Below are 23,311 nucleotides of genomic sequence, written 5' to 3'. Positions count from 1 at the left end.
GGAGAGATGGTGCAGTCAGGCCGCCCGTTGAAGCAGGAACCCACCGAAATGATTCAGGCGACAGCCTGAACGTAGCAGGGATCCTCGTCCTTCAGGGCGTGGAGGATGTCAATATCGGTTTCTGTCAGCGATTAAATTCAACACCACGTAACAAACGCCTCCGGCAATTAATCCCCAGAACGCAGAACCAATCCCGACCAGCGTCAATCCACTTGCCGTTACCAGAAATGCCACCACCGCCGCGTCGCGCTCACGCTCATTATGCAGCGCCTGATACAAACTGCCGCTAATGGTACTTAACAGCGCCAGACCTGCCAGCATCTGGATCCAACTTACGGGCAGGGCAGCCATCATCCCGGTAATAGCACTACCAAACAGACCTGCGATCAAATAAAAAATGCCTGCAACGGCAGCTGCCAGCCAACGTTGATCTTTATCCGGATGCGCTTCCGGGCTTTGGCAAATAGCCGCGGTGATTGCCGCAATACCGACGGAATAAACGCCGAAAGGGGAAAAAACCAGTGCCAGCAATCCAGTAAATACAATTAATGGCGAAACAGGAGCCGAATACCCGGCTGCTTTCATTGCTGCGATACCCGGTGCGTTTTGCGATGCCATCGTCACCAGAAAAAGGGGGAGTGCAACGCTCAGGCTGTGAGCAAACGAAAAATCAGGGGTAATATAAGTGGGGAGAACGGGTTTAAAGACAACATCAGTTGTGACAACGTCACCTTGCGCGATAACGATCACGATCCCAATAATCATCGCGGCAATTACCGCATAGCGCGGCGCAACGGCCTTGGTTGCCAGCCATACCAGCAACATACTTCCACACAACGTAAATTGACCGTCCAGACTGGCAAACGCCTGTAAACCAAAGCGTAATAAAATCCCGGCAAGCATTGCCGCCGCAAGCGAGTGCGGAATAATGCGCATCAGACGAGCAAAGAGTCCCGTTATGCCGCAGAGGACTATTAACGCGTTGGTGACAATAAAAACGCCGATGGCTTCGTTAAGTGTTAGTCCCTGCAATCCGGTGACCAACAAAGCCGCGCCAGGCGTTGACCATGCGGTGAGAACAGGTACGCGATACCATAATGTCAGAGTCAGCGTACTGACGCCCATTGCCAGCCCCAGCGCCGTCATCCAGCCAGAGATTTGTGCAGTGGTGGCTCCGGCGACAATCGCTGCTTGCCAGATTATTGCCGCTGAACTGGCGTAGCCAATTAATACCGCCAGAAACCCCGCCAGTAGCGTGGGTGGAGGAATAGAAAACAGACGCATAGTCACCTCGTGCGTTATAGCGTACAGGCACCGTAGCATTTGTCCGTTATAACGCACAAGTGATAAACTTCCGTTTTGCCGGAGGAGTCGCATGGAAAATCTCGCTCGCTTTTTATCCACCACACTTAAACAACTACGCCAGCAGCGCGGCTGGAGTCTTTCGCGACTGGCAGAGGCGACGGGCGTTTCTAAAGCAATGTTAGGGCAGATTGAGCGTAATGAGTCCAGTCCGACGGTCGCGACATTATGGAAAATTGCCACCGGGTTGAACGTACCATTTTCAACATTTATTTCTCCGCCGCAGTCCGCTACGCCTTCAGTTTATGATCCACAACAGCAGGCGATGGTGATCACTTCGCTGTTTCCTTATGATCCACAACTCTGCTTCGAACACTTCTCGATTCAGATGGCATCTGGTGCAATAAGCGAATCGACGCCCCATGAGAAGGGGGTAATCGAACATGTCGTCGTCATTGATGGACAACTTGATCTGTGCGTTGATGGGGAATGGCAGACCCTTAATTGTGGGGAAGGCGTTCGATTTGCTGCAGACGTCACGCATATCTATCGTAATGGTGGGGAGCAAACCGTACATTTTCATTCCCTCATCCATTACCCGCGCAGTTAAGCGGGAAAACTATTTCGCAACGTCGCGCTTGTGGCTAAAATAGCCGCCATTTTTCAGCTACTGGATAAGAATGTGACCGTATCTTCTCATCGACTTGAACTGTTAAGCCCGGCACGCGATGCCGCCATTGCCCGCGAAGCTATTTTGCACGGTGCCGATGCTGTTTATATCGGCGGCCCTGGTTTTGGTGCCCGTCATAATGCCAGTAATAGCCTGAAAGATATTGCCGAGCTGGTGCCGTTTGCCCATCGTTATGGTGCAAAAATTTTCGTCACGCTTAACACCATTTTGCATGATGATGAGCTGGAACCCGCGCAACGGCTGATTACCGACCTCTACCAGACCGGTGTCGATGCGCTGATTGTTCAGGATATGGGGATTCTGGAACTTGATATTCCGCCGATTGAACTGCACGCCAGTACGCAGTGCGACATTCGTACAGTAGAAAAAGCGAAGTTCCTCTCTGATGTTGGCTTCACGCAGATTGTGCTGGCGCGAGAGCTGAATCTTGAGCAGATCCGCGCGATTCACCAGGCCACGGACGCGACCATTGAATTCTTTATTCATGGGGCACTGTGCGTGGCCTATTCGGGTCAGTGCTACATTTCTCATGCGCAAACAGGGCGTAGCGCCAACCGTGGTGATTGCTCGCAGGCGTGCCGTTTGCCATACACATTGAAAGACGATCAGGGGCGGGTGGTTTCCTATGAAAAACATCTGCTGTCGATGAAAGATAACGATCAGACTGCCAACCTCGGCGCGCTGATTGATGCTGGCGTACGCTCCTTCAAGATTGAAGGGCGTTACAAAGATATGAGCTACGTGAAGAATATCACCGCCCATTATCGCCAGATGCTTGATGCCATTATTGAAGAACGTGGCGATCTGGCGCGCGCTTCATCAGGTCGTACTGAACATTTCTTTGTTCCATCGACGGAAAAGACTTTCCACCGTGGTAGCACAGATTATTTTGTGAATGCCCGTAAAGGCGATATTGGCGCGTTCGATTCGCCGAAATTTATCGGCCTGCCGGTAGGCGAAGTATTGAAAGTGGCGAAAGATCATCTCGATGTTGCCGTCACCGAGCCACTGGCAAATGGTGATGGCCTGAACGTGATGATTAAACGTGAAGTCGTCGGTTTTCGTGCCAATACGGTCGAGAAAACCGGAGAAAATCAGTACCGCGTCTGGCCCAATGAAATGCCAGCAGATTTGCACAAAATTCGTCCACATCACCCACTAAACCGTAATCTTGATCATAACTGGCAGCAGGCACTGACAAAAACCTCCAGCGAACGTCGGGTGGCGGTAGACATTGAACTGGGCGGCTGGCAGGAACAACTGATTCTGACCCTCACCAGTGAAGAGGGTGTCAGCATCACGCATACGCTGGACGGGCAGTTCGACGAAGCCAATAACGCCGAAAAAGCAATGAACAATCTGAAGGATGGTCTGGCAAAACTGGGGCAAACCCTCTATTACGCCCGCGATGTGCAAATTAATTTGCCGGGGGCGCTGTTTGTACCAAACAGTCTGTTAAACCAGTTCCGCCGTGAAGCTGCTGACATGCTGGATGCTGCGCGTCTTGCCAGTTACCAGCGCGGCAGCCGTAAACCGGTTGCTGATCCTGCGCCGGTTTATCCGCAAACGCATCTGAGTTTCCTCGCGAACGTATACAACCAGAAAGCGCGTGAATTTTATCATCGCTATGGTGTGCAGCTGATTGACGCGGCGTATGAAGCACATGAAGAGAAGGGCGAAGTCCCGGTGATGATCACCAAGCATTGTCTGCGCTTTGCCTTTAATCTGTGCCCGAAACAGGCGAAAGGCAATATCAAAAGCTGGAAGGCGACGCCAATGCAACTGGTTAACGGCGATGAAGTATTAACGCTAAAGTTTGATTGCCGCCCATGCGAGATGCACGTCATTGGCAAAATCAAAAATCACATACTGAAAATGCCGTTACCGGGAAGCGTAGTGGCATCCGTAAGTCCGGATGAGCTGCTGAAAACATTGCCTAAGCGAAAAGGGTAAAACGCCAGTTTTCTGGTTACTCACAACTCATTGAATCTGCATGATATTGCCTGCCGGGTAAGGCGTCTCGCCGCATCCGGCAACAAATGACTCAACGTTGTCCCGCTTCTGGTTTGCGCGATTTTTGCCAGTAAAAATGCTCGCGCAAACCTTCCGCCGACTCTTCCGCCACAGCACGCAATTCATCGCTGTCCGCTTCATGACGCAGCTGATGATCCACATTCTTTACCCACACAAATTCATGTCCTTTGTGCCCTGCCATGAGTTGTCCTGAGAACAGCGCACACGTTAATAAGACAACCGATAACGCCTTCGTAAACATCCTGCCACCTTTTTCTTACCTTTTGCCGCTATGATGCCGATCGTTTCTTGAGGTTATTATTCAGTTTTGCAAATTAGCGCAAAGAAATTCTGGAATCTTCCTTCCTGATTTTGCATGGCATTCTGCCGTTGCGGCGATTTAGTGCTATTTTCGAGCAAATTACACACGGAGGTAAACACTAATGTTTACTTTGTTGATATACTCAGCGGCAGGGAGGCGATGTGAAACAAAGCGAGTTCAGACGTTGGCTCGAATCTCAGGGCGTCGATGTAGCGAATGGCAGCAACCATTTGAAACTCAGGTTTCATGGGAGGCGCAGTGTCATGCCGCGTCACCCCTGCGATGAGATTAAAGAACCATTGCGTAAAGCAATCCTGAAACAACTCGGTTTGAGTTAATCGCCAATTAAAAAGGTTAATGACATGCGAGGGACAGTCGAAATTATGCGTTATCCCGTCACTCTTACACCCGCGCCGGAAGGCGGTTATATGGTTTCTTTTGTGGATATCCCTGAAGCGTTGACGCAGGGCGAAACTGTCGCTGAAGCGATGGAAGCGGCAAAAGATGCTTTACTGACCGCATTTGATTTTTATTTTGAAGATAACGAGCTTATCCCTTTACCTTCGCCATTAAATAGTCATGATCACTTTATTGAAGTACCTTTGAGCGTCGCCTCTAAGGTATTGCTGTTAAATGCTTTTTTACAGTCAGAAATCACTCAGCAAGAGTTAGCCAGGCGAATTGGCAAACCTAAACAGGAGATTACTCGCCTATTTAACTTGCATCATGCGACAAAAATCGACGCCGTCCAGCTCGCGGCAAAGGCGCTTGGCAAAGAGTTATCGCTGGTGATGGTTTAATTACAGTTAACGAAAAGTTGTCATTTTTAACAACTGATATAGACTGCCGAATCATCTGCACATAATTACGATTCGATAATGAAAAAATACCAGCAGCTTGCAGAACAATTACGCGAGCAGATTGCGTCGGGTATCTGGCAACCCGGCGATCGTTTGCCTTCGTTGCGTGACCAGGTGGCGCTTTCTGGCATGAGCTTTATGACTGTCAGCCATGCCTATCAGTTGCTCGAAAGTCTGGGATATATTATCGCGCGACCGCAGTCGGGTTATTACGTTGCGCCACAGGCAATAAAAATGCCGAAAGCGCCAGTCATTCCAGTCACTCGAGATGAAGCAGTCGATATCAACACTTATATTTTTGATATGTTGCAGGCCAGTCGCGATCCGTCGGTCGTTCCGTTTGCCTCGGCCTTTCCCGACCCGCGACTTTTCCCCCTCCAACAACTAAACCGCTCGTTGGCGCAGGTAAGCAAAACCGCCACAGCGATGAGCGTGATTGAAAACTTACCGCCAGGAAACGCAGAACTGCGTCAGGCTATTGCTCGTCGCTATGCCTTACAGGGCATCACCATTTCTCCTGATGAAATTGTCATTACTGCCGGGGCGTTAGAGGCATTAAACCTCAGTTTGCAAGCGGTAACTGAACCGGGCGATTGGGTGATAGTAGAGAATCCTTGTTTCTACGGTGCGTTGCAGGCGCTGGAGCGGCTACGGCTGAAGGCGTTATCGGTGGCGACGGATGTTAAAGAAGGGATCGATCTTCAGGCGCTGGAACTGGCGTTGCAGGATTATCCGGTGAAAGCGTGCTGGCTGATGACTAATAGCCAGAACCCACTCGGATTTACCTTAACGCCGCAAAAAAAAGCACAACTGGTGGCGTTACTCAATCAGTACAACGTAACGCTGATTGAAGATGACGTTTACAGCGAACTTTATTTTGGACGGGAAAAACCGCTGCCTGCGAAAGCGTGGGATCGCCACGATGGCGTTTTGCATTGCTCTTCGTTTTCGAAATGTCTGGTGCCTGGTTTTCGTATTGGTTGGGTCGCCGCCGGAAAACATGCACGTAAAATTCAACGCTTGCAGTTGATGAGTACGCTTTCCACCAGCTCACCGATGCAACTTGCGCTGGTGGATTACCTTTCCACGCGCCGATACGACGCCCATCTTCGTCGCCTGCGTCGCCAGCTTGCGGAACGTAAACAACGTGCCTGGCAGGCACTGCTGCGTTATCTGCCTGCGGAAGTGAAAATTCATCATAGTGACAGCGGTTATTTTCTCTGGCTGGAGCTCCCCGAGCCGTTAGATGCCGGCGAATTAAGCCTGGCGGCACTGACGCATCATATCAGTATTGCGCCGGGTAAAATGTTTTCTACCGGTGAAAACTGGTCACGTTTTTTTCGTTTTAATACCGCGTGGCAGTGGGGAGAACGTGAAGAACAGGCGGTAAAACAATTAGGCAAACTTATTCAAGAACGGCTGTAATAGCGTTTAATTTAATTCCTCTTAGATTGGGTAATATGAATTTCGAATAGCAGTCATATTTCCTAACCCCTTGTCTATACTCCAGAAGATAACCTTACAGACGGCATAATGCGCGGTAGCTCACAACCTGATTAAATTTTCTCAGGGGCGAAGGTGTGCCTGCAAGCCGCCGTCTATGGTTAAACAAGGAGATATTTTTACGGCACGGCGGCTGAACAATTAATTACGACAGGAGTAAGACCTTATGAGCAAGACATTTGCCCGCAGCAGCCTGTGTGCGCTCACCATGACAATAATGACCGCTCACGCCGCCGAACCACCTACCAATTTAGATAAACCGGAAGGGCGACTGGATATTATCGCCTGGCCGGGATACATCGAACGCGGACAAACTGATAAACAATACGACTGGGTAACGCAATTTGAAAAAGAGACAGGCTGCGCGGTGAATGTGAAAACCGCCGCGACTTCCGATGAAATGGTCAGTCTGATGACCAAAGGGGGTTACGATCTGGTTACGGCATCCGGCGATGCCTCGCTGCGTTTGATTATGGGCAAACGCGTGCAGCCGATTAATACCGCCTTGATTCCCAACTGGAAAACGCTCGATCCGCGCGTGGTTAAAGGCGACTGGTTTAATGTTGGCGGCAAAGTTTACGGCACACCTTACCAATGGGGGCCGAACCTGCTGATGTACAACACTAAAACCTTCCCGACGCCGCCGGATAGCTGGCAAGTGGTTTTTGTTGAGCAAAATCTGCCGGACGGCAAGAGCAATAAAGGCCGCGTTCAGGCTTATGATGGCCCTATCTACATTGCGGACGCTGCGTTGTTCGTTAAAGCCACTCAGCCGCAGTTGGGCATCAGCGATCCGTATCAACTAACCGAAGAACAGTACCAGGCGGTGCTGAAAGTGCTGCGCGCTCAACACAGTTTGATCCATCGCTACTGGCATGACACTACCGTGCAAATGAGCGATTTCAAAAACGAGGGTGTGGTTGCTTCCAGTGCCTGGCCCTATCAGGCCAACGCCCTGAAAGCCGAAGGCCAGCCTGTTGCTACCGTTTTCCCGAAGGAGGGTGTTACCGGTTGGGCTGATACCACCATGCTGCATAGCGAAGCGAAACATCCGGTTTGCGCCTACAAATGGATGAACTGGTCATTAACGCCAAAAGTGCAGGGCGATGTGGCGGCCTGGTTTGGCTCGTTACCGGTAGTGCCGGAAGGGTGTAAAGCCAATCCGTTATTAGGCGAAAAAGGTTGTGAAACCAACGGTTTTAACTATTTCGACAAAATCGCCTTCTGGAAAACGCCTATAGCAGAAGGGGGCAAGTTTGTTCCCTACAGTCGCTGGACGCAGGATTACATTGCCATTATGGGCGGTCGCTAACTTCGCTGGGGTGCTTTATGACGTACGCAGTGGAGTTTGACAACGTCTCGCGGTTGTACGGTGACGTGCGCGCAGTAGATGGCGTCAGTATTGCGATAAAAGATGGTGAGTTCTTCTCTATGCTGGGGCCGTCCGGCTCCGGCAAAACCACCTGCCTGCGCCTGATTGCTGGCTTCGAACAGCTTTCCGGCGGTGCTATCTCTATCTTTGGTAAACCCGCCAGCAATCTGCCACCGTGGGAGCGGGACGTGAATACCGTCTTTCAGGACTACGCGCTTTTTCCGCATATGTCGATTCTTGACAACGTAGGCTACGGGCTGATGGTCAAAGGCGTGAATAAAAAGCAGCGGCACGCAATGGCGCAAGAAGCGCTGGAGAAAGTGGCGTTGGGGTTTGTACAGCAACGTAAACCGTCACAACTTTCTGGTGGTCAGCGCCAGCGGGTTGCTATCGCCAGAGCATTGGTGAATGAACCGCGCGTATTGCTGTTGGATGAACCGCTCGGCGCACTGGATCTCAAATTGCGTGAGCAGATGCAGCTGGAACTGAAAAAGTTGCAACAGTCTCTCGGTATCACTTTTATCTTCGTTACCCACGATCAGGGCGAAGCGTTATCGATGTCCGATCGTGTGGCGGTTTTCAATAATGGACGCATTGAGCAGGTCGATTCCCCGCGCGATCTCTATATGCGCCCGCGCACGCCGTTTGTTGCCGGGTTCGTTGGTACATCGAATGTTTTTGATGGACTGATGGCAGAGAAACTTTGTGGCATGACGGGAAGCTTCGCCCTGCGACCGGAACATATCCGCCTCAACACCCCTGGTGAACTGCAGGCCAATGGCACGATCCAGGCGGTGCAATATCAGGGCGCGGCAACTCGTTTTGAACTGAAATTGAACGGCGGTGAAAAACTGCTTGTGAGTCAGGCCAATATGACAGGCGAAGAACTGCCTGCCACGCTCACGCCCGGACAACAGGTGATGGTTTCCTGGTCGCGTGATGTGATGGTGCCGCTGGTTGAGGAGAGGTGAATGGCGATGAATGTATTGCAATCACCTTCACGTCCAGGTCTGGGTAAGGTGTCCGGTTTCTTCTGGCGTAATCCGGGGCTGGGGCTGTTTTTACTGCTGCTTGGCCCGCTAATGTGGTTTGGCATTGTCTATTTCGGCTCGCTGCTGACACTGTTATGGCAGGGATTTTATACTTTTGACGATTTCACCATGTCGGTAACGCCGGAACTGACGCTGGCGAATATCCGTGCGCTGTTTAATCCGGCGAATTACGACATCATTCTCCGCACGCTGACTATGGCTGTGGCAGTCACTATCGCCAGCGCCATTCTGGCTTTTCCAATGGCGTGGTATATGGCGCGCTATACCAGCGGGAAAATGAAAGCTTTTTTTTATATTGCGGTAATGTTGCCGATGTGGGCGAGCTACATTGTTAAAGCCTATGCCTGGACGTTATTGCTGGCAAAAGATGGCGTGGCTCAGTGGTTTTTACAACATCTTGGGCTGGAACCACTGCTGACTGCGTTCCTTACATTACCTGCGGTGGGCGGAAATACGCTGTCAACTTCCGGGCTGGGGCGCTTTCTGGTGTTTCTCTATATCTGGTTGCCGTTCATGATCCTGCCCGTTCAGGCGGCGCTTGAGCGTTTGCCGCCGTCATTGTTGCAGGCGTCGGCTGATCTCGGCGCACGTCCACGACAAACCTTTCGCTATGTGGTGCTGCCGCTGGCAATCCCGGGTATTGCCGCTGGCTCTATCTTTACCTTCTCACTCACACTGGGCGATTTTATCGTCCCGCAGCTGGTTGGTCCTCCAGGATATTTTATCGGCAATATGGTTTATTCCCAGCAGGGGGCGATTGGCAATATGCCGATGGCGGCGGCATTCACCCTGGTGCCGATTGTTCTCATCGCACTGTACCTGGCGTTCGTGAAACGTCTGGGAGCGTTCGATGCACTCTGAACGCGCACCGTTTTTCCTCAAACTGGCGGCCTGGGGCGGCGTGGTTTTCCTACATTTTCCCATCCTGATTATCGCCGCTTATGCGTTTAACACTGAAGATGCGGCGTTTAGTTTTCCACCGCAGGGCCTGACGCTGCGCTGGTTTAGCGTGGCAGCACAGCGTAGTGATATTCTTGATGCCGTGACACTGTCACTTAAAGTGGCGGCGCTGGCGACATTAATGGCGCTGGTGTTAGGGACGCTGGCAGCTGCCGCGCTGTGGCGACGAGACTTTTTCGGCAAAAACGCCATTTCGCTGTTACTGCTGCTGCCCATTGCGCTGCCGGGCATTGTCACTGGTCTGGCGCTATTAACCGCTTTTAAAACCATCAATCTGGAGCCGGGATTTTTCACCATCGTGGTCGGTCATGCGACTTTTTGCGTAGTGGTGGTGTTTAACAATGTCATCGCCCGTTTTCGCCGCACCTCGTGGAGTCTGGTTGAGGCGTCAATGGATCTTGGGGCCAATGGCTGGCAAACCTTCCGCTACGTAGTGTTGCCGAATCTCAGTTCGGCGCTACTGGCAGGAGGAATGCTGGCGTTTGCCTTGTCGTTCGATGAAATCATCGTTACGACTTTTACGGCAGGTCATGAACGAACGTTACCGTTGTGGTTGCTCAATCAGCTTGGGCGACCGCGTGATGTACCGGTAACTAACGTGGTGGCACTGCTGGTTATGTTGGTAACAACCTTGCCGATCCTGGGGGCCTGGTGGCTAACCCGCGAAGGCGACAATGGTCAATAACCACTGATACAGGAATATGCTATGCAACATAAGTTACTGATTAACGGAGAACTGGTTAGCGGCGAAGGGGAAAAACAGCCTGTCTATAATCCGGCAACGGGGGACGTTTTACTGGAGATTGCCGAGGCATCCGCAGAGCAGGTCGATGCTGCTGTGCGCGCGGCAGATGCAGCATTTGCCGAATGGGGGCAAACCACGCCGAAAGTGCGTGCGGAATGTCTGCTGAAACTGGCTGATGTTATCGAAGAAAATGGTCAGGTTTTTGCCGAACTGGAGTCCCGTAATTGTGGCAAACCGCTGCATAGTGCGTTCAATGATGAAATCCCGGCGATTGTCGATGTTTTTCGCTTTTTCGCGGGTGCGGCGCGCTGTCTGAATGGTCTGGCGGCAGGTGAATATCTTGAAGGTCATACTTCGATGATCCGTCGCGATCCGTTGGGGGTCGTGGCTTCTATCGCACCGTGGAATTATCCGCTGATGATGGCAGCGTGGAAACTGGCTCCGGCGCTGGCGGCAGGGAACTGCGTAGTGCTTAAACCATCAGAAATTACCCCGCTGACCGCGTTGAAGTTGGCAGAGCTGGCGAAAGATATCTTCCCGGCAGGCGTGATTAACGTACTGTTTGGCAGAGGCAAAACGGTGGGTGATCCGCTGACCGGTCATCCCAAAGTGCGGATGGTGTCGCTGACGGGCTCTATCGCCACCGGCGAGCACATCATCAGCCATACCGCGTCGTCCATTAAGCGTACTCATATGGAACTTGGTGGCAAAGCGCCAGTGATTGTTTTTGATGATGCGGATATTGAAGCAGTGGTCGAAGGTGTACGTACATTTGGCTATTACAATGCTGGACAGGATTGTACTGCGGCTTGTCGGATCTACGCGCAAAAAGGCATTTACGATACGCTGGTGGAAAAACTGGGTGCTGCGGTGGCAACGTTAAAATCTGGTGCGCCGGATGACGAGTCTACGGAGCTTGGACCTTTAAGCTCGCTGGCGCATCTCGAACGCGTCAGCAAGGCAGTAGAAGAGGCGAAAGCGACAGGGCACATCAAAGTGATCACTGGCGGTGAAAAGCGCAAGGGTAATGGCTATTACTATGCGCCGACGCTGCTGGCTGGCGCATTACAGGACGATGCCATCGTGCAAAAAGAGGTATTTGGTCCAGTAGTGAGTGTTACGCTCTTCGACAACGAAGAACAGGTGGTGAACTGGGCGAATGACAGCCAGTACGGACTTGCATCTTCGGTATGGACGAAAGATGTGGGCAGGGCGCATCGCGTCAGCGCACGGCTGCAATATGGTTGTACCTGGGTCAATACCCATTTCATGCTGGTAAGTGAAATGCCGCACGGTGGACAGAAACTTTCTGGTTACGGCAAGGATATGTCACTTTATGGGCTGGAGGATTACACCGTCGTCCGCCACGTCATGGTTAAACATTAAGGATAATATTGCAGATCGTAAGAGTATGAGATGATCTTGCGTACTGTCAGAGCACTGATTTCTCTGACAGTACGTGCTGCGTGCAAAATCACTACATCAAATAAACCAGCCAAATCTCATAGAGATAAGAGTAAACAAACCAACAGCAGCAAAGACATTTATCAGTACTACAGTTCTACTGGAAACATTCATTTTTGCCACCTTTTATCATTGCCCCTATGTGTATAGTACGGGTTAAGAAAATCCGCAATAATACTCATTCTGAAGATGGATAAGGGCAAGTTGCTGTTTGATGATTTTTTCTCAAACTGGTGAAAAAACTTGATGCACGTCAAAAAATGACGCATATTTGCGCGCGTTTTATTCATCTGGCTGGACGCCCGTACATGTCTCTCTATCAACATATGCTTGTTTTTTATGCGGTTATGGCAGCAATCGCATTTCTTATCACCTGGTTTCTTTCTCACGATAAGAAACGCATCCGTTTCTTAAGCGCCTTTCTGGTGGGGGCAACATGGCCGATGAGTTTCCCGGTGGCGCTGTTGTTTTCACTGTTTTAAATCTTACTCACTGGCTTGACGGCACCACGCAGACTTATATCATTTGGATGAATCGATAAATTTCACAAGTGGTTAAGGAGAAAGTATGTCGCATCTGGATGAAGTCATCGCGCGCGTGGATGCCGCGATTGAAGAGAGCGTCATTGCCCATATGAACGAATTATTAATCGCCCTGAGCGATGACGCGGAGTTAAGTCGGGAAGATCGCTACACCCAGCAGCAGCGTTTGCGCACCGCTATTGCTCATCACGGTCGCAAGCATAAAGAAGATATGGAAGCGCGCCACGAACAGTTAACCAAAGGCGGCACCATCCTCTGATTAAAATGAGCGTCTGGCTACCAACCAGGCGCCAACCACAAGTAAAATTGCGCCACAAATTGGGCCGAACAACGCCCGTAGTGGTACGCCATGACTGCGGAAGATATCCAGCATCAGACCGCCAATTAGCTGGCTGGCGACCAGTACTGCAATAGTTGTCGCCGCTCCCACATTCTGATATCCGCTGATACTGGCGAAGACAAAAAACGATCCCAGCAAGCCGGGTATAAGTGTCCACCAGCGCACGCTGGACACCAGTTCGCCAAACCCCGCCATGCCTTGTTTAAACCATAAAATAGAAACAAAGAGCACAATCCCCACCAGTGAGTTCAGCAACATGGCGATGAGAATGGTAGAGGAGGTCTGGGTGATGCGCACCATCAGCGTATTCTGGACTACCAGACCAATTCCGGCGGCAATCAAAAAAGCAAGGGTGAGCGACTGATTCATCCAATCGCGTCCGGTTCAGTGCGTTCGTCGAGTTGCAACTGCATAAATGTCAGATCCAGCCAGCGCCCAAATTTAGTGCCCACCTGCGGCATTTGTGCGGTGACGACAAATCCCAGCGAATGGTGCAGATGCAGCGAGGCCTGATTTTGCGATTCGATCCCGGCGACCATGACATGCTTCCCGCAATCCCGCGCTTCATCAATCAATCGGCTTAACAATTTACGCCCCAGACCTTTGCCCTGATGATCGGGATGGACATAAACCGAATGTTCCACGGTATGGCGAAAACCATCGAAACTACGCCAGTCGCCAAACGAGGCATATCCCGTCACTACGCCATCTTCTTCACTCACCAGCACCGGATAACCTGCTATGGTCCGCGCTTCAAACCAGGCAATGCGGTTATCTGCATCAACCGTTTGGTCATTCCAGATAGCCGCCGTATACAACACGGCGTGGTTATAAATTTCCGCAATGGCAGCACAATCGGCTTTGCGGGCAAAACGGATGGACATGTCTGGCCTCGATAAAATAATGATGATGATGTTATCAATACTATCGAAAACAGCCCGAAGCAACGGATTCCTCGATGAAATTATTGCGTGTTGCAGAGGGGATGTGACGGCTGCAAACAAAACCAATCCCGTGAGCCTGCTACTATTGATGGATTCATGCCAAAAGCACAGGAGAGCATTATGGGGCAACAAAAGCAGCGTAATCGACGTTGGGTTCTGGCCTCGCGTCCACATGGCGCACCGGTTCCGGAGAATTTCCGTCTTGAAGAAGATGATGTCGCCACACCGGGTGAAGGACAGGTGTTACTGCGCACAGTTTATTTGTCCCTGGACCCGTATATGCGTGGACGTATGAGCGATGAGCCATCTTATTCACCGCCTGTTGATATTGGCGGCGTGATGGTCGGCGGCACGGTGAGCCGTGTTGTGGAGTCGAATCATCCTGATTATCAGCCTGGCGACTGGGTGCTGGGCTACAGTGGATGGCAGGACTATGACATATCCAGTGGTGATGATCTGGTGAAACTTGGCGATCATCCGCAAAATCCATCGTGGTCGCTGGGTGTGCTGGGGATGCCAGGCTTTACCGCTTATATGGGGCTGCTGGATATCGGTCAGCCTAAAGAGGGCGAAACGTTGGTGGTAGCTGCGGCGACAGGTCCTGTGGGAGCAACGGTGGGGCAAATCGGCAAACTTAAAGGTTGCAGGGTGGTGGGGGTTGCCGGTGGCGCGGAAAAATGCCGCCATGCTATCGAGGTGCTGGGCTTCGATGTTTGTCTTGATCACCACGCGGATGATTTTGCCGAACAACTGGTGAAAGCGTGCCCAAAAGGTATTGATATCTATTATGAAAACGTGGGCGGTAAGGTATTTGATGCAGTGCTACCATTACTTAATACATCTGCGCGCATTCCCGTTTGTGGCTTAGTGAGCAGCTATAACGCTACAGAGCTACCACCCGGTCCGGATCGTTTACCCCTGTTGATGGCAACGGTGCTGAAAAAACGTATTCGCTTGCAAGGGTTTATTATCGCTCAGGATTATGGTCACCGCATCCATGAGTTTCAGAAGGAGATGGGGCAATGGGTGAAAGAGGATAAAATCCACTACCACGAAGATATTACTGATGGTTTAGAGAATGCGCCACAGACGTTTATCGGCCTGCTGAAGGGTAAAAACTTCGGCAAAGTGGTGATCCGCGTCGCGGGTGATGATTAAAGTTTCAACGGCGGCGTAAGCCGCCATAAAAATCCAGGCAAAAAGCTTATTTTCAGCTTTAATTAACTAACCACGTCATTGTTCTGCTGCTAATAACAACAAAGGTGGGTGGTTTATGATTATTCACTTTAATACACCAGGTGAACTCCTTCTGCCGTGCAGGCAGGGTTGGACAGAAAACACGCGAAGGAATTAAAATGCCTGGAATGGGAAAAATGAAACATGTCAGTTTGACTCTGCAGGTTGAGAACGACCTGAAACATCAGCTTAGTATTGGCGCATTAAAACCTGGCGCACGCCTGATTACTAAAAATCTGGCGGAGCAATTAGGTATGAGTATTACACCTGTGCGTGAAGCATTATTACGTCTGGTTTCGGTGAATGCGCTTTCTGTCGCACCTGCACAAGCATTTACAGTTCCGGAAGTGAGGAAACGTCAATTAGACGAAATCAATCGGATCCGCTACGAACTGGAATTAATGGCAGTTGCTCTGGCTGTTGAAAACCTCACCCCGCAAGACCTGGCGGAACTCCAGGAATTGCTCGAGAAATTACAGCAGGCGCAAGAAAAGGGCGACATGGAACAAATCATTAATGTAAACAGGCTATTTCGCTTAGCGATTTATCATCGCTCAAATATGCCCATCCTGTGTGAGATGATTGAGCAACTGTGGGTCAGGATGGGGCCTGGTTTACATTATCTCTATGAAGCGATTAATCCAGCGGAATTACGGGAGCATATAGAAAACTATCATCTGTTACTCGCTGCGTTAAAAGCAAAAGACAAAGAGGGATGCAGACATTGTCTTGCTGAAATTATGCAACAAAATATTGCTATTTTATACCAGCAATACAATCGTTAAAGTAAATGCCCGGCAAATACCGGGCATCAAGGTAATTACTCAAATCTCCACGCAATATTCATGCCGACACCATAATTTCGTCCGGGCGAAGGTTCGTAATATCGCCCGTTTGACTCATTGACAATGACAGAACCAACGTATTCTTTATCGAATAAATTATCGACACGACCAAATAAATCCACAGTTAAATTGTGGTAATTGTATTTATACCCGGTGAATAAGCCGACGAGAGTATAAGACGGCGCTTTTGCCGTATTTTCATCATCTGCCATAATATCGCCCATATAACGCGCTTCCGTGCCTGCATACCAACCATCTTCCGGTACATAACCTATCGACGCAAAGCCCATATTACGGGCGATCCCTGGCATCCGATTACCGTTACAATCCTGTTCATTGCAAACATTGCTGCGATAGGTCGCATCAAGCCAGGTCCAGGACGCGTTTACGCGAAAATCTCCTGCGAAACGTTGATCCCATGCCAGTTCAGCGCCTTGACGACGGGTCTTTCCGGCATTTTTGTAAGTCGTACGCCCACCGCTACTGCTATCGACAACAATTTCATCATCAGTGTCGGTCTGAAACAATGCGAGACTAAGCAGCCCATCACCAATACGCGTTTTACTGCCGATCTCAATTGTATCGTTGGTGGATGGTTTTAAACCAAAGTTCATACCGCTTTGCCCATCAGCACGATAAGACAGCTCATTAATCGTCGGCGTTTCAAAACCTCGCCCGGCTGCCAGATAGATATTCCAGGCATCGGTCATTGCATATTTTAACGAACCGGCAGGTAGCCATTTATGATAACTGGCATCACCGCTGTCATCGCCGTTACCCGGAGTAACGTAATGGTCGTTGGAATCAAACCACACGGAGCTGTAGCGCACGCCAGCATCCAGCGACAGTTTTTCGCTCAGCTGCCACTGCGTCTGTAAATAGGGATCGATGTTCCACATCAGATTGCGTTCGTCGCGACGCAACTCACCTTTTTGCCCGTACTCCGGCATGCCGCTATTCAGGCGGAAGTTATTGTAGCCCTTGCGGTTTTCACTCATGTTTTCGTAGTTCAGGCCGGTAGTGAACGTGACCGGAACGCCCAGTTCACCACGGTGTGTCCAGCGGCTGTCTATCCCCTGGTAATGGCGTTGCAGGGTAATCACGCCGCCCGCATGTGACGGGTTAAGTTGGGGGGCCATCGGGATTGACTGGTACTGGGTCGTTTCTCGCTCTCCGGCATACATCATCACACTCATATCATCTTGCGCGCTCAGGCTACGCTCATAGCGCAACCCAGCCTGAGTTTGCTTGATGGTTTTTCGCGTGTCGTACTGTTCTGCACGAGGCGCTTGTTGTGGATTAGCCTTCCATTCTGCTTTGGTTAGCCCACCTGGGTCATCTGCTTTGATATCCACACTATTGAAAATCAGACTTAATTTGCTGGCTTCATCAATGCGTACGCCCAGTTTGGCATTAGCTAAATTTTTCTGTGCGCCACTATGGTCACGATAGCCGTGGGTCGTAAAACGCGTGGTTGAGACGGTGTAATCGACATCGCCAGGCTGTGTGCCGTCTCCCGTTGCGCCCGTTGCTTTCAGCCCATAGCGCCAGCTGCCAAAACTGCCGTAGTAACTACTGGCTTCAATGGTTGGTGGCTGTTGTCCGGTCTGGGTGGTGACATTCATTACCCCACCAGACGCGTTGCCATACAGGGCAGAGAAGGGGCCACGCAGCACTTCCACATTTTGCACACTGCTTAAATCGATGTTGGATGTTTGCCCTTGCCCGTCGGGCATGGTGGCGGGAATACCGTCCACATACAGGCGAATACCGCGAATACCGTAAGTGGAGCGGGAGCCAAATCCGCGAATCGACAGCTGTAAATCTTGCGCATAGTTCTGCCGGTTTTGTACCTGCAAACCAGGCACGCCGGTCAGTGATTCGGACAAGTTAATGCGCGGTGTTGCCAGGCGCATCTCCTCGCCATCCACCACGCTTACTGCTGCTGGGGTATCCAGTTCTGAAACCACCTGCGGTGCGGCACTGACAATCATAGTCTGTTCATCAGCGGCAAAAACAACGGGGGAAAGGACAAGCAGTGCGGGCAAAACGGTCTGTCGGACGGAAAAAATCTTCATGAAAAAAGCCAGGTTAAGAATGGGAAAACGCCGTTATGGTAATGAAATTGTAAATTTATGGAAAACGAAACGGCACGATACGTTAAGTAATTGAGAAAATTGTAGTCGTAACGGCAAGAAATGCTCCACATTTGAGAAAATAATGATTACCATTCCCATTTATAACAAGAGCGTAACGATGATTACGCTTAGCGAAGCATTGTGAAGCAGCAAAAATATCGGTTCATCAAAGGGAGTCGTCATGCATTTACGTCATCTGTTTTCATCGCGCCTGCGTGGTTCATTACTGTTAGGTTCATTGCTTGTTGCTTCATCATTCAGTACGCAGGCCGCAGAAGAAATGCTGCGTAAAGCGGTAGGTAAAGGTGCCTACGAAATGGCTTATAGCCAGCAAGAAAACGCACTGTGGCTCGCCACTTCGCAAAGCCGCAAACTGGATAAAGGTGGCGTGGTTTATCGTCTTGATCCGGTCACTCTGGAAGTGACGCAGGCGATCCATAACGATCTCAAGCCGTTTGGTGCCACCATCAATAACACGACTCAGACGTTGTGGTTTGGTAACACCGTAAACAGCGCGGTCACGGCGATAGATGCCAAAACGGGCGAGGTGAAAGGCCGTCTGGTGCTGGATGATCGTAAGCGCACGGAAGAGGTGCGCCCGCTGCAACCGCGTGAGCTGGTAGCTGATGATGCCACGAACACCGTTTACATCAGTGGTATTGGTAAAGAGAGCGTGATTTGGGTCGTTGATGGCGAGAATATCAAACTGAAAACCGCCATCCAGAACACCGGTAAAATGAGTACCGGTCTGGCGCTGGATAGCAAAGGCAAACGTCTTTACACCACTAACGCTGACGGCGAATTGATTACCATCGACACCGCCGACAATAAAATCCTCAGCCGTAAAAAGCTGCTGGATGACGGCAAAGAGCACTTCTTTATCAACATTAGCCTTGATACCGCCAGGCAGCGTGCATTTATCACCGATTCTAAAGCCGCAGAAGTGTTAGTGGTCGATACCCGTAATGGCAATATTCTGGCGAAGGTTGCGGCACCAGAATCACTGGCTGTGCTGTTTAACCCAGCGCGTAATGAAGCCTACGTAACGCATCGTCAGGCAGGTAAAGTCAGTGTGATTGACGCGAAAAGCTATAAAGTGGTGAAAACGTTCGATACGCCGACTCATCCAAACAGCCTGGCGCTGTCTGCCGATGGCAAAACGCTGTATGTCAGTGTGAAACAAAAATCCACTAAACAGCAGGAAGCTACCCAGCCGGACGATGTGATTCGTATTGCGCTGTAATAGATGTGGCGAGGGTGAAAACGGAGAGACTTGCCTGACTTTTATCACGCCGCATGCGGCACACCTTCGTCAGTAATCTAAATTTGCCCGGCACGTAGCCGGGCAATTTTGCAATTAGCTCGCCGTTTCAGGCTTAAACACAATTTCCTGTTTTTCTTCATCTTCCTCGACGACTGGCGCAGTGCTGTGAATTTCAGCAACGCGTTTGCGCACACCAAACCAGCCTATAACCAGCAGAATACCGATAATCGGCAGCGCCGCGATAGTATAAGTCCCGTTCGGGTAATCGAACGCCATCAGCACCAGGACACTCAGTAAAAACAGTAATGTCAGCCAGGAAGTGAAGGGCGCGCCAGGCAGTTTAAAACTGACATCCGCTGCTTTGCCTTGTTTAATTGCTTTACGCAGGCGCATCTGGCACACGATGATAAACGCCCATGAAGCGATGATTCCCAGCGACGCGAAGTTCAACACAATCTCAAATACGCGCGACGGCACCAGATAGTTGAGGAATACGCCGACGACATACACAACTAGTGTCGCCAGAATCCCGGCATACGGCACATGCTGACGACTCATTTTCGCCATAAAACTCGGTGCGGAACCGCCCATCGCCATTGAGCGCAGAATACGTCCGGTGCAGTACAGACCTGAGTTCAGGCTGGAGAGGGCAGCGGTCAGCACCACAATGTTCATAATGCTGCCGATATATGGCACACCCAGTTTAGAGAAAAACGTCACGAACGGACTTTGCCCCGCCTGATACGCGCTCCACGGCAATAGCATAACCAGCAACACCACGGAGCCGACGTAAAACAGGCCAATACGCCAAATCACGCTGTTAATCGCTTTAGGCACCATGGTCTGCGGATCTTTACATTCTCCGGCAGCTGTACCCACCATTTCAATGGAGGCAAAAGCAAACACTACGCCCTGAATCAACACCAGAGCAGGCAGCAAACCGTGGGGGAAGAAGCCGCCATTATCGGTAATTAAATGAAAGCCAGTGGTGTTGCCATCCAGCGGCTGACCACTACCGAGGAACACTGTACCCACGACCAAAAAGGTCACAATGGCGAGCACTTTAATAAGCGCAAACCAGAACTCCATCTCCGCAAACCATTTCACACCGATCATATTCATGGTGCCAACGATGGTAAGTGCAGCGAGCGCAAAGACCCACTGCGGCACGCCGCCAAACGCACCCCAGTAATGCATATACAGAGCGACGGCGGTAATATCAACAATCCCCGTCATCGCCCAGTTGATGAAGTACATCCAGCCAGCAACATAAGCGGCTTTCTCACCCAAAAACTCACGGGCATAAGAGACAAAACTGCCACTGGAAGGGCGGTGTAGCACCAGCTCACCCAATGCACGCAGAATAAAAAACGAAAACAAGCCACAAATTAAATAAACCAGTGCCAATGCTGGACCCGCCATTTGCAGTCGGGCTCCTGCACCTAAAAACAAGCCGGTGCCAATCGCGCCGCCAATGGCGATCATCTGTACCTGGCGATTGCCCATCGCTTTGTGATACCCCTCTTCGTGGGCATTAAGCCAGCGGCGTTTCGCGGCGTGTTGATCTGAAGTGTCGGTGTCGTGTTTACTCATTGCTCTCCCTGATTGCTTTAATGAAAAAGTCATATAAGTTGCCATGAACAATGTTTATTCATCCTGGCGATGATAGTTATCACCATTATTCTTTATGGGTATAAAACTATCGGCGCAGCATCCTACCCGTTATCGATAAACGATGCAAAACATCCCCTTACAATCCTGAAGGGGAATAATACAACTGACGAAAAAATGACAAATCTTTTTGCTGGTTAACCTGTGTACTGTCCTACACTTAATCTTTAAAAGATTGTGAGGGCATATGATTAAGGTGTATGGCGTACCCGGATGGGGCTCTACAATCAGTGAGCTGATGCTAACACTGGCTGATATTCCTTATCAGTTCGTTGATGTCAGTGGTTTTGACCACGAGGGAGCTTCACGCGAGTTATTGAAAACCCTGAACCCGTTGTGTCAGGTTCCGACACTGGCGCTGGAAAATGACGAGATTATGACGGAGACAGCGGCGATTGCATTTATGGTTCTCGATCGTCGCCCGGACCTTGCGCCACCGGTTGGGCGCGCCGAACGTCAGCAGTTTCAACGGCTATTGGTCTGGCTGGTTGCTAATGTCTATCCAACATTCACTTTCGCCGATTACCCTGAGCGTTGGGCATCTGACGCACCTGAACAGTTAAAGAAGAATGTAATTGAATATCGCAAATCACTTTATATCTGGCTGAATTCACAATTGACCGCTGAACCTTATGCCTTTGGTGAGCAACTAACGCTGGTGGACTGTTATCTCTGCACCATGCGCACATGGGGGCCGGGGCATGAATGGTTTCAGGATAATGCGCAGAATATCAGCGCGATCGCTGATGCTGTATGTCAGTTACCGAAATTACAAGAAGTATTAAAAAGGAATGAAATTATTTGAGTGGGATACCAGAAGATTATGTTATTTATTATTCAGTAACTTTATCCACAATGATGGGTGTAATTAATTAAATTCATGTTATGTTTTTTGATTTATATCACTCTCCCCTTCATTCAGCTTGTCTATTTCATTTCCTCTGAAAAGAAACTAACTATTCACATTGTGCAGATGTTTCACTTGTTATCACAGGTATTCTATAATCTCAAAAAGTTTTTAATGATGGATATGCTCGGAGTTGGAGATGCAATTAATATTAATACAAATAAAAATATCCGGCAGGTATGCTAAAAGGATAAATGGCGTTCTCTGTATTTATTCGCAATTATCTGTAGGACAAATATGGAGAGCTTGATGAGTCAGAGCTAAAACAGCAATTGATTAATAAACATGTTGATTTATTCAAGAAAATGGATGTATTTTAAATGTTGATTCTTAATATAACCTAATCAATAGATTATCAAGTGAGAGCTACACATTATTGGAGGGGCAGGGGAAAACACCATTTTGGGAACAATGCATCAGGTACTCTTACCACTGAAGCAAGATCATCCGGCACCAGGTGGTGGTGCAGTGCTTTGGAAATGGTCCCCTCGGGGGAGTTGTCATTATTTTCTATGCTATTTGCTTATTATATTCATCAGGTGAATTTAATAAATTCCTAATTTGAAATATCCACTATTAAGCTAGTGTTTAACGACGTTAAGATGGCAATGTGCAGATCATGTTATCAGGGTGGGGCGGTAGCGTATATTCCTTATACAAATCATCATTCATTTCAATGATTGTTATTGAATTATTTATTGTTGTGAATAAAAAGACATTATGAATATTGGTTTGACTTTGCATATCAGGTTTTTTATTACTCGCTGTAATGTACGAGCCTGTCGTGAATAACGTCGAGAACCCATCCGTTGCGTTTGTGATTATTTTGTTGACTAAACAGACACCCGTTTCTCTGAAGTAAAATCCCAGACTAAATCATCACATAACCATGACATTTTTCTGATATTCCCCGGTAACGCCAGATGTCGACTCGCTTATCTCATCCGCCCGACATGTTGTACATGCAATATGTGCGGATTATTATTCATTTTCACGGAGGTTGCTATGTCAACCGGATTACGTTTCACACTGGAAGTGGACGGCCTGCCGCCGGATGCTTTTGCGGTGGTTTCCTTTCATCTGAACCAGTCACTCTCTTCGCTCTTTTCCCTCGATCTCTCCCTGGTCAGCCAGCAGTTT

At 49.8% G+C, this 23,311-nt stretch carries 26 protein-coding genes; 19 read left to right on the top strand and 7 right to left on the bottom strand.

From position 1 onward, the window contains the following. Positions 1-69: hypothetical protein (locus tag FTE26_RS00755; protein WP_244441903.1), on the top strand; the 69-nt coding region annotated here is incomplete at its 5' end. A 39-nt stretch (positions 70-108) separates the two neighbouring features. Here the strand turns inward: FTE26_RS00755 and ydcO are convergent. Further along, entirely contained in the window at positions 109-1,323 is a 1,215-nt protein-coding gene (gene ydcO, locus FTE26_RS00750; protein WP_001307190.1) for a BenE family transporter YdcO, read from the bottom strand. A gap of 52 nt (positions 1,324-1,375) precedes the next feature. On the opposite strand from ydcO, the gene sutR reads away from it, so the two are divergent. Together sutR and rlhA are read left to right on the top strand one after the other, a co-directional pair. Next, positions 1,376-1,912 (top strand): DNA-binding transcriptional regulator SutR, encoded by a 537-nt coding sequence (sutR, locus tag FTE26_RS00745; protein WP_000429155.1) that lies wholly within the window; start codon positions 1,376-1,378, stop codon positions 1,910-1,912. Positions 1,913-1,984: 72 nt separating this feature from the next. Then, positions 1,985-3,946, top strand: coding sequence for a 23S rRNA 5-hydroxycytidine C2501 synthase (rlhA, locus tag FTE26_RS00740; protein ID WP_001307191.1), 1,962 nt, complete (start codon positions 1,985-1,987; stop codon positions 3,944-3,946). Between the two features lie 91 nt (positions 3,947-4,037). Here the strand turns inward: rlhA and FTE26_RS00735 are convergent, their stop codons facing one another. Next, the gene (locus tag FTE26_RS00735; RefSeq protein WP_000494244.1) at positions 4,038-4,268 is read right to left on the bottom strand and encodes a YncJ family protein; all 231 of its coding nucleotides are present in this window, start codon (positions 4,266-4,268) and stop codon (positions 4,038-4,040) included. Positions 4,269-4,489: 221 nt separating this feature from the next. Between FTE26_RS00735 and hicA the strand changes: the two genes are divergently transcribed. The 8 genes from hicA (at position 4,490) to patD (ending at position 12,206) form a co-directional block, all read left to right on the top strand. Next, entirely contained in the window at positions 4,490-4,666 is a 177-nt protein-coding gene (gene hicA, locus FTE26_RS00730) for a type II toxin-antitoxin system mRNA interferase toxin HicA (protein WP_000813794.1), read from the top strand. 45 nt (positions 4,667-4,711) lie between these two features. Beyond that, positions 4,712-5,128 (top strand): type II toxin-antitoxin system antitoxin HicB, encoded by a 417-nt coding sequence (gene hicB, locus FTE26_RS00725; RefSeq protein WP_001270286.1) that lies wholly within the window; start codon positions 4,712-4,714, stop codon positions 5,126-5,128. Positions 5,129-5,206: 78 nt separating this feature from the next. Beyond that, positions 5,207-6,613, top strand: coding sequence for an aminotransferase-like domain-containing protein (locus tag FTE26_RS00720; protein WP_000760589.1), 1,407 nt, complete (start codon positions 5,207-5,209; stop codon positions 6,611-6,613). 244 nt (positions 6,614-6,857) lie between these two features. Then, complete coding sequence (ydcS, locus tag FTE26_RS00715; RefSeq protein WP_000047455.1) at positions 6,858-8,003, top strand: putative ABC transporter substrate-binding protein YdcS; 1,146 nt, start codon at positions 6,858-6,860, stop codon at positions 8,001-8,003. Between the two features lie 17 nt (positions 8,004-8,020). After that, positions 8,021-9,034 (top strand): ABC transporter ATP-binding protein, encoded by a 1,014-nt coding sequence (locus tag FTE26_RS00710; RefSeq protein WP_000220416.1) that lies wholly within the window; start codon positions 8,021-8,023, stop codon positions 9,032-9,034. Then, the gene (locus tag FTE26_RS00705; protein ID WP_001251315.1) at positions 9,035-9,976 is read left to right on the top strand and encodes an ABC transporter permease; all 942 of its coding nucleotides are present in this window, start codon (positions 9,035-9,037) and stop codon (positions 9,974-9,976) included. It abuts the gene before it with no gap. Continuing rightward, positions 9,966-10,760, top strand: coding sequence for an ABC transporter permease (locus tag FTE26_RS00700; protein WP_000555471.1), 795 nt, complete (start codon positions 9,966-9,968; stop codon positions 10,758-10,760). The genes FTE26_RS00705 and FTE26_RS00700 overlap by 11 nt, the downstream gene beginning before the upstream one ends. A 21-nt stretch (positions 10,761-10,781) precedes the next feature. Next, positions 10,782-12,206, top strand: a complete 1,425-nt coding sequence (gene patD, locus FTE26_RS00695) for an aminobutyraldehyde dehydrogenase (RefSeq protein ID WP_001163890.1) — start codon at positions 10,782-10,784, stop codon at positions 12,204-12,206. 96 nt (positions 12,207-12,302) lie between these two features. Here the strand turns inward: patD and yncL are convergent, their stop codons facing one another. After that, a complete protein-coding gene (gene yncL / locus FTE26_RS00690) occupies positions 12,303-12,398 on the bottom strand; it encodes a stress response membrane protein YncL (RefSeq protein ID WP_001303494.1) in 96 nt (31 codons plus the stop codon). A 194-nt stretch (positions 12,399-12,592) separates the two neighbouring features. Between yncL and ortT the strand changes: the two genes are divergently transcribed. After that, on the top strand, positions 12,593-12,766 hold the full coding sequence (ortT, locus tag FTE26_RS00685; RefSeq protein ID WP_000061178.1) for an orphan toxin OrtT: 174 nt from the start codon (positions 12,593-12,595) through the stop codon (positions 12,764-12,766). Between the two features lie 85 nt (positions 12,767-12,851). Beyond that, a complete protein-coding gene (gene ydcY, locus FTE26_RS00680) occupies positions 12,852-13,085 on the top strand; it encodes a DUF2526 family protein YdcY (RefSeq protein WP_000018633.1) in 234 nt (77 codons plus the stop codon). On the opposite strand, the gene FTE26_RS00675 is transcribed toward ydcY, so the two are convergent. Then, complete coding sequence (locus FTE26_RS00675; RefSeq protein ID WP_001076535.1) at positions 13,086-13,535, bottom strand: DMT family transporter; 450 nt, start codon at positions 13,533-13,535, stop codon at positions 13,086-13,088. Then, positions 13,532-14,050: a GNAT family N-acetyltransferase gene (locus tag FTE26_RS00670; protein ID WP_001296723.1), complete on the bottom strand. Its 519-nt coding sequence runs from the start codon at positions 14,048-14,050 to the stop codon at positions 13,532-13,534. The genes FTE26_RS00675 and FTE26_RS00670 overlap by 4 nt, the downstream gene beginning before the upstream one ends. Before the next feature lie 180 nt (positions 14,051-14,230). Between FTE26_RS00670 and curA the strand changes: the two genes are divergently transcribed. Beyond that, positions 14,231-15,268: an NADPH-dependent curcumin/dihydrocurcumin reductase gene (gene curA, locus FTE26_RS00665; RefSeq protein ID WP_000531452.1), complete on the top strand. Its 1,038-nt coding sequence runs from the start codon at positions 14,231-14,233 to the stop codon at positions 15,266-15,268. Between the two features lie 197 nt (positions 15,269-15,465). Further along, positions 15,466-16,131, top strand: a complete 666-nt coding sequence (gene mcbR, locus FTE26_RS00660) for a colanic acid/biofilm transcriptional regulator McbR (protein WP_001296777.1) — start codon at positions 15,466-15,468, stop codon at positions 16,129-16,131. A gap of 35 nt (positions 16,132-16,166) precedes the next feature. On the opposite strand, the gene pqqU is transcribed toward mcbR, so the two are convergent. Beyond that, a complete protein-coding gene (pqqU, locus tag FTE26_RS00655) occupies positions 16,167-18,269 on the bottom strand; it encodes a TonB-dependent receptor PqqU (RefSeq protein WP_000689355.1) in 2,103 nt (700 codons plus the stop codon). Between the two features lie 241 nt (positions 18,270-18,510). Between pqqU and yncE the strand changes: the two genes are divergently transcribed. Beyond that, complete coding sequence (yncE, locus tag FTE26_RS00650; RefSeq protein WP_000550675.1) at positions 18,511-19,572, top strand: 7-bladed beta-propeller protein YncE; 1,062 nt, start codon at positions 18,511-18,513, stop codon at positions 19,570-19,572. A 114-nt stretch (positions 19,573-19,686) separates the two neighbouring features. On the opposite strand, the gene ansP is transcribed toward yncE, so the two are convergent. Then, entirely contained in the window at positions 19,687-21,186 is a 1,500-nt protein-coding gene (ansP, locus tag FTE26_RS00645; RefSeq protein WP_001295649.1) for an L-asparagine permease, read from the bottom strand. 265 nt (positions 21,187-21,451) lie between these two features. On the opposite strand from ansP, the gene FTE26_RS00640 reads away from it, so the two are divergent. From FTE26_RS00640 to FTE26_RS00630, 3 genes are all read left to right on the top strand, one after another. Next, a complete protein-coding gene (locus FTE26_RS00640) occupies positions 21,452-22,069 on the top strand; it encodes a glutathione S-transferase family protein (protein WP_000598855.1) in 618 nt (205 codons plus the stop codon). 75 nt (positions 22,070-22,144) lie between these two features. Next, positions 22,145-22,357, top strand: coding sequence for a YncH family protein (locus FTE26_RS00635; protein WP_000882235.1), 213 nt, complete (start codon positions 22,145-22,147; stop codon positions 22,355-22,357). Between the two features lie 819 nt (positions 22,358-23,176). After that, positions 23,177-23,311, top strand: a 135-nt coding sequence (locus tag FTE26_RS00630) for a hypothetical protein (protein WP_001639463.1), incomplete at its 3' end; no start/stop codon positions are given.

The sequence above is a fragment of the Escherichia sp. S10b genome, from assembly GCF_028421345.1.
Taxonomy (GTDB): Bacteria; Pseudomonadota; Gammaproteobacteria; order Enterobacterales; family Enterobacteriaceae; genus ECMA0423.
The sequence above is the reverse complement of the archived record's forward strand: the minus strand, read 5'-3'. Positions and strand labels throughout refer to the sequence as shown.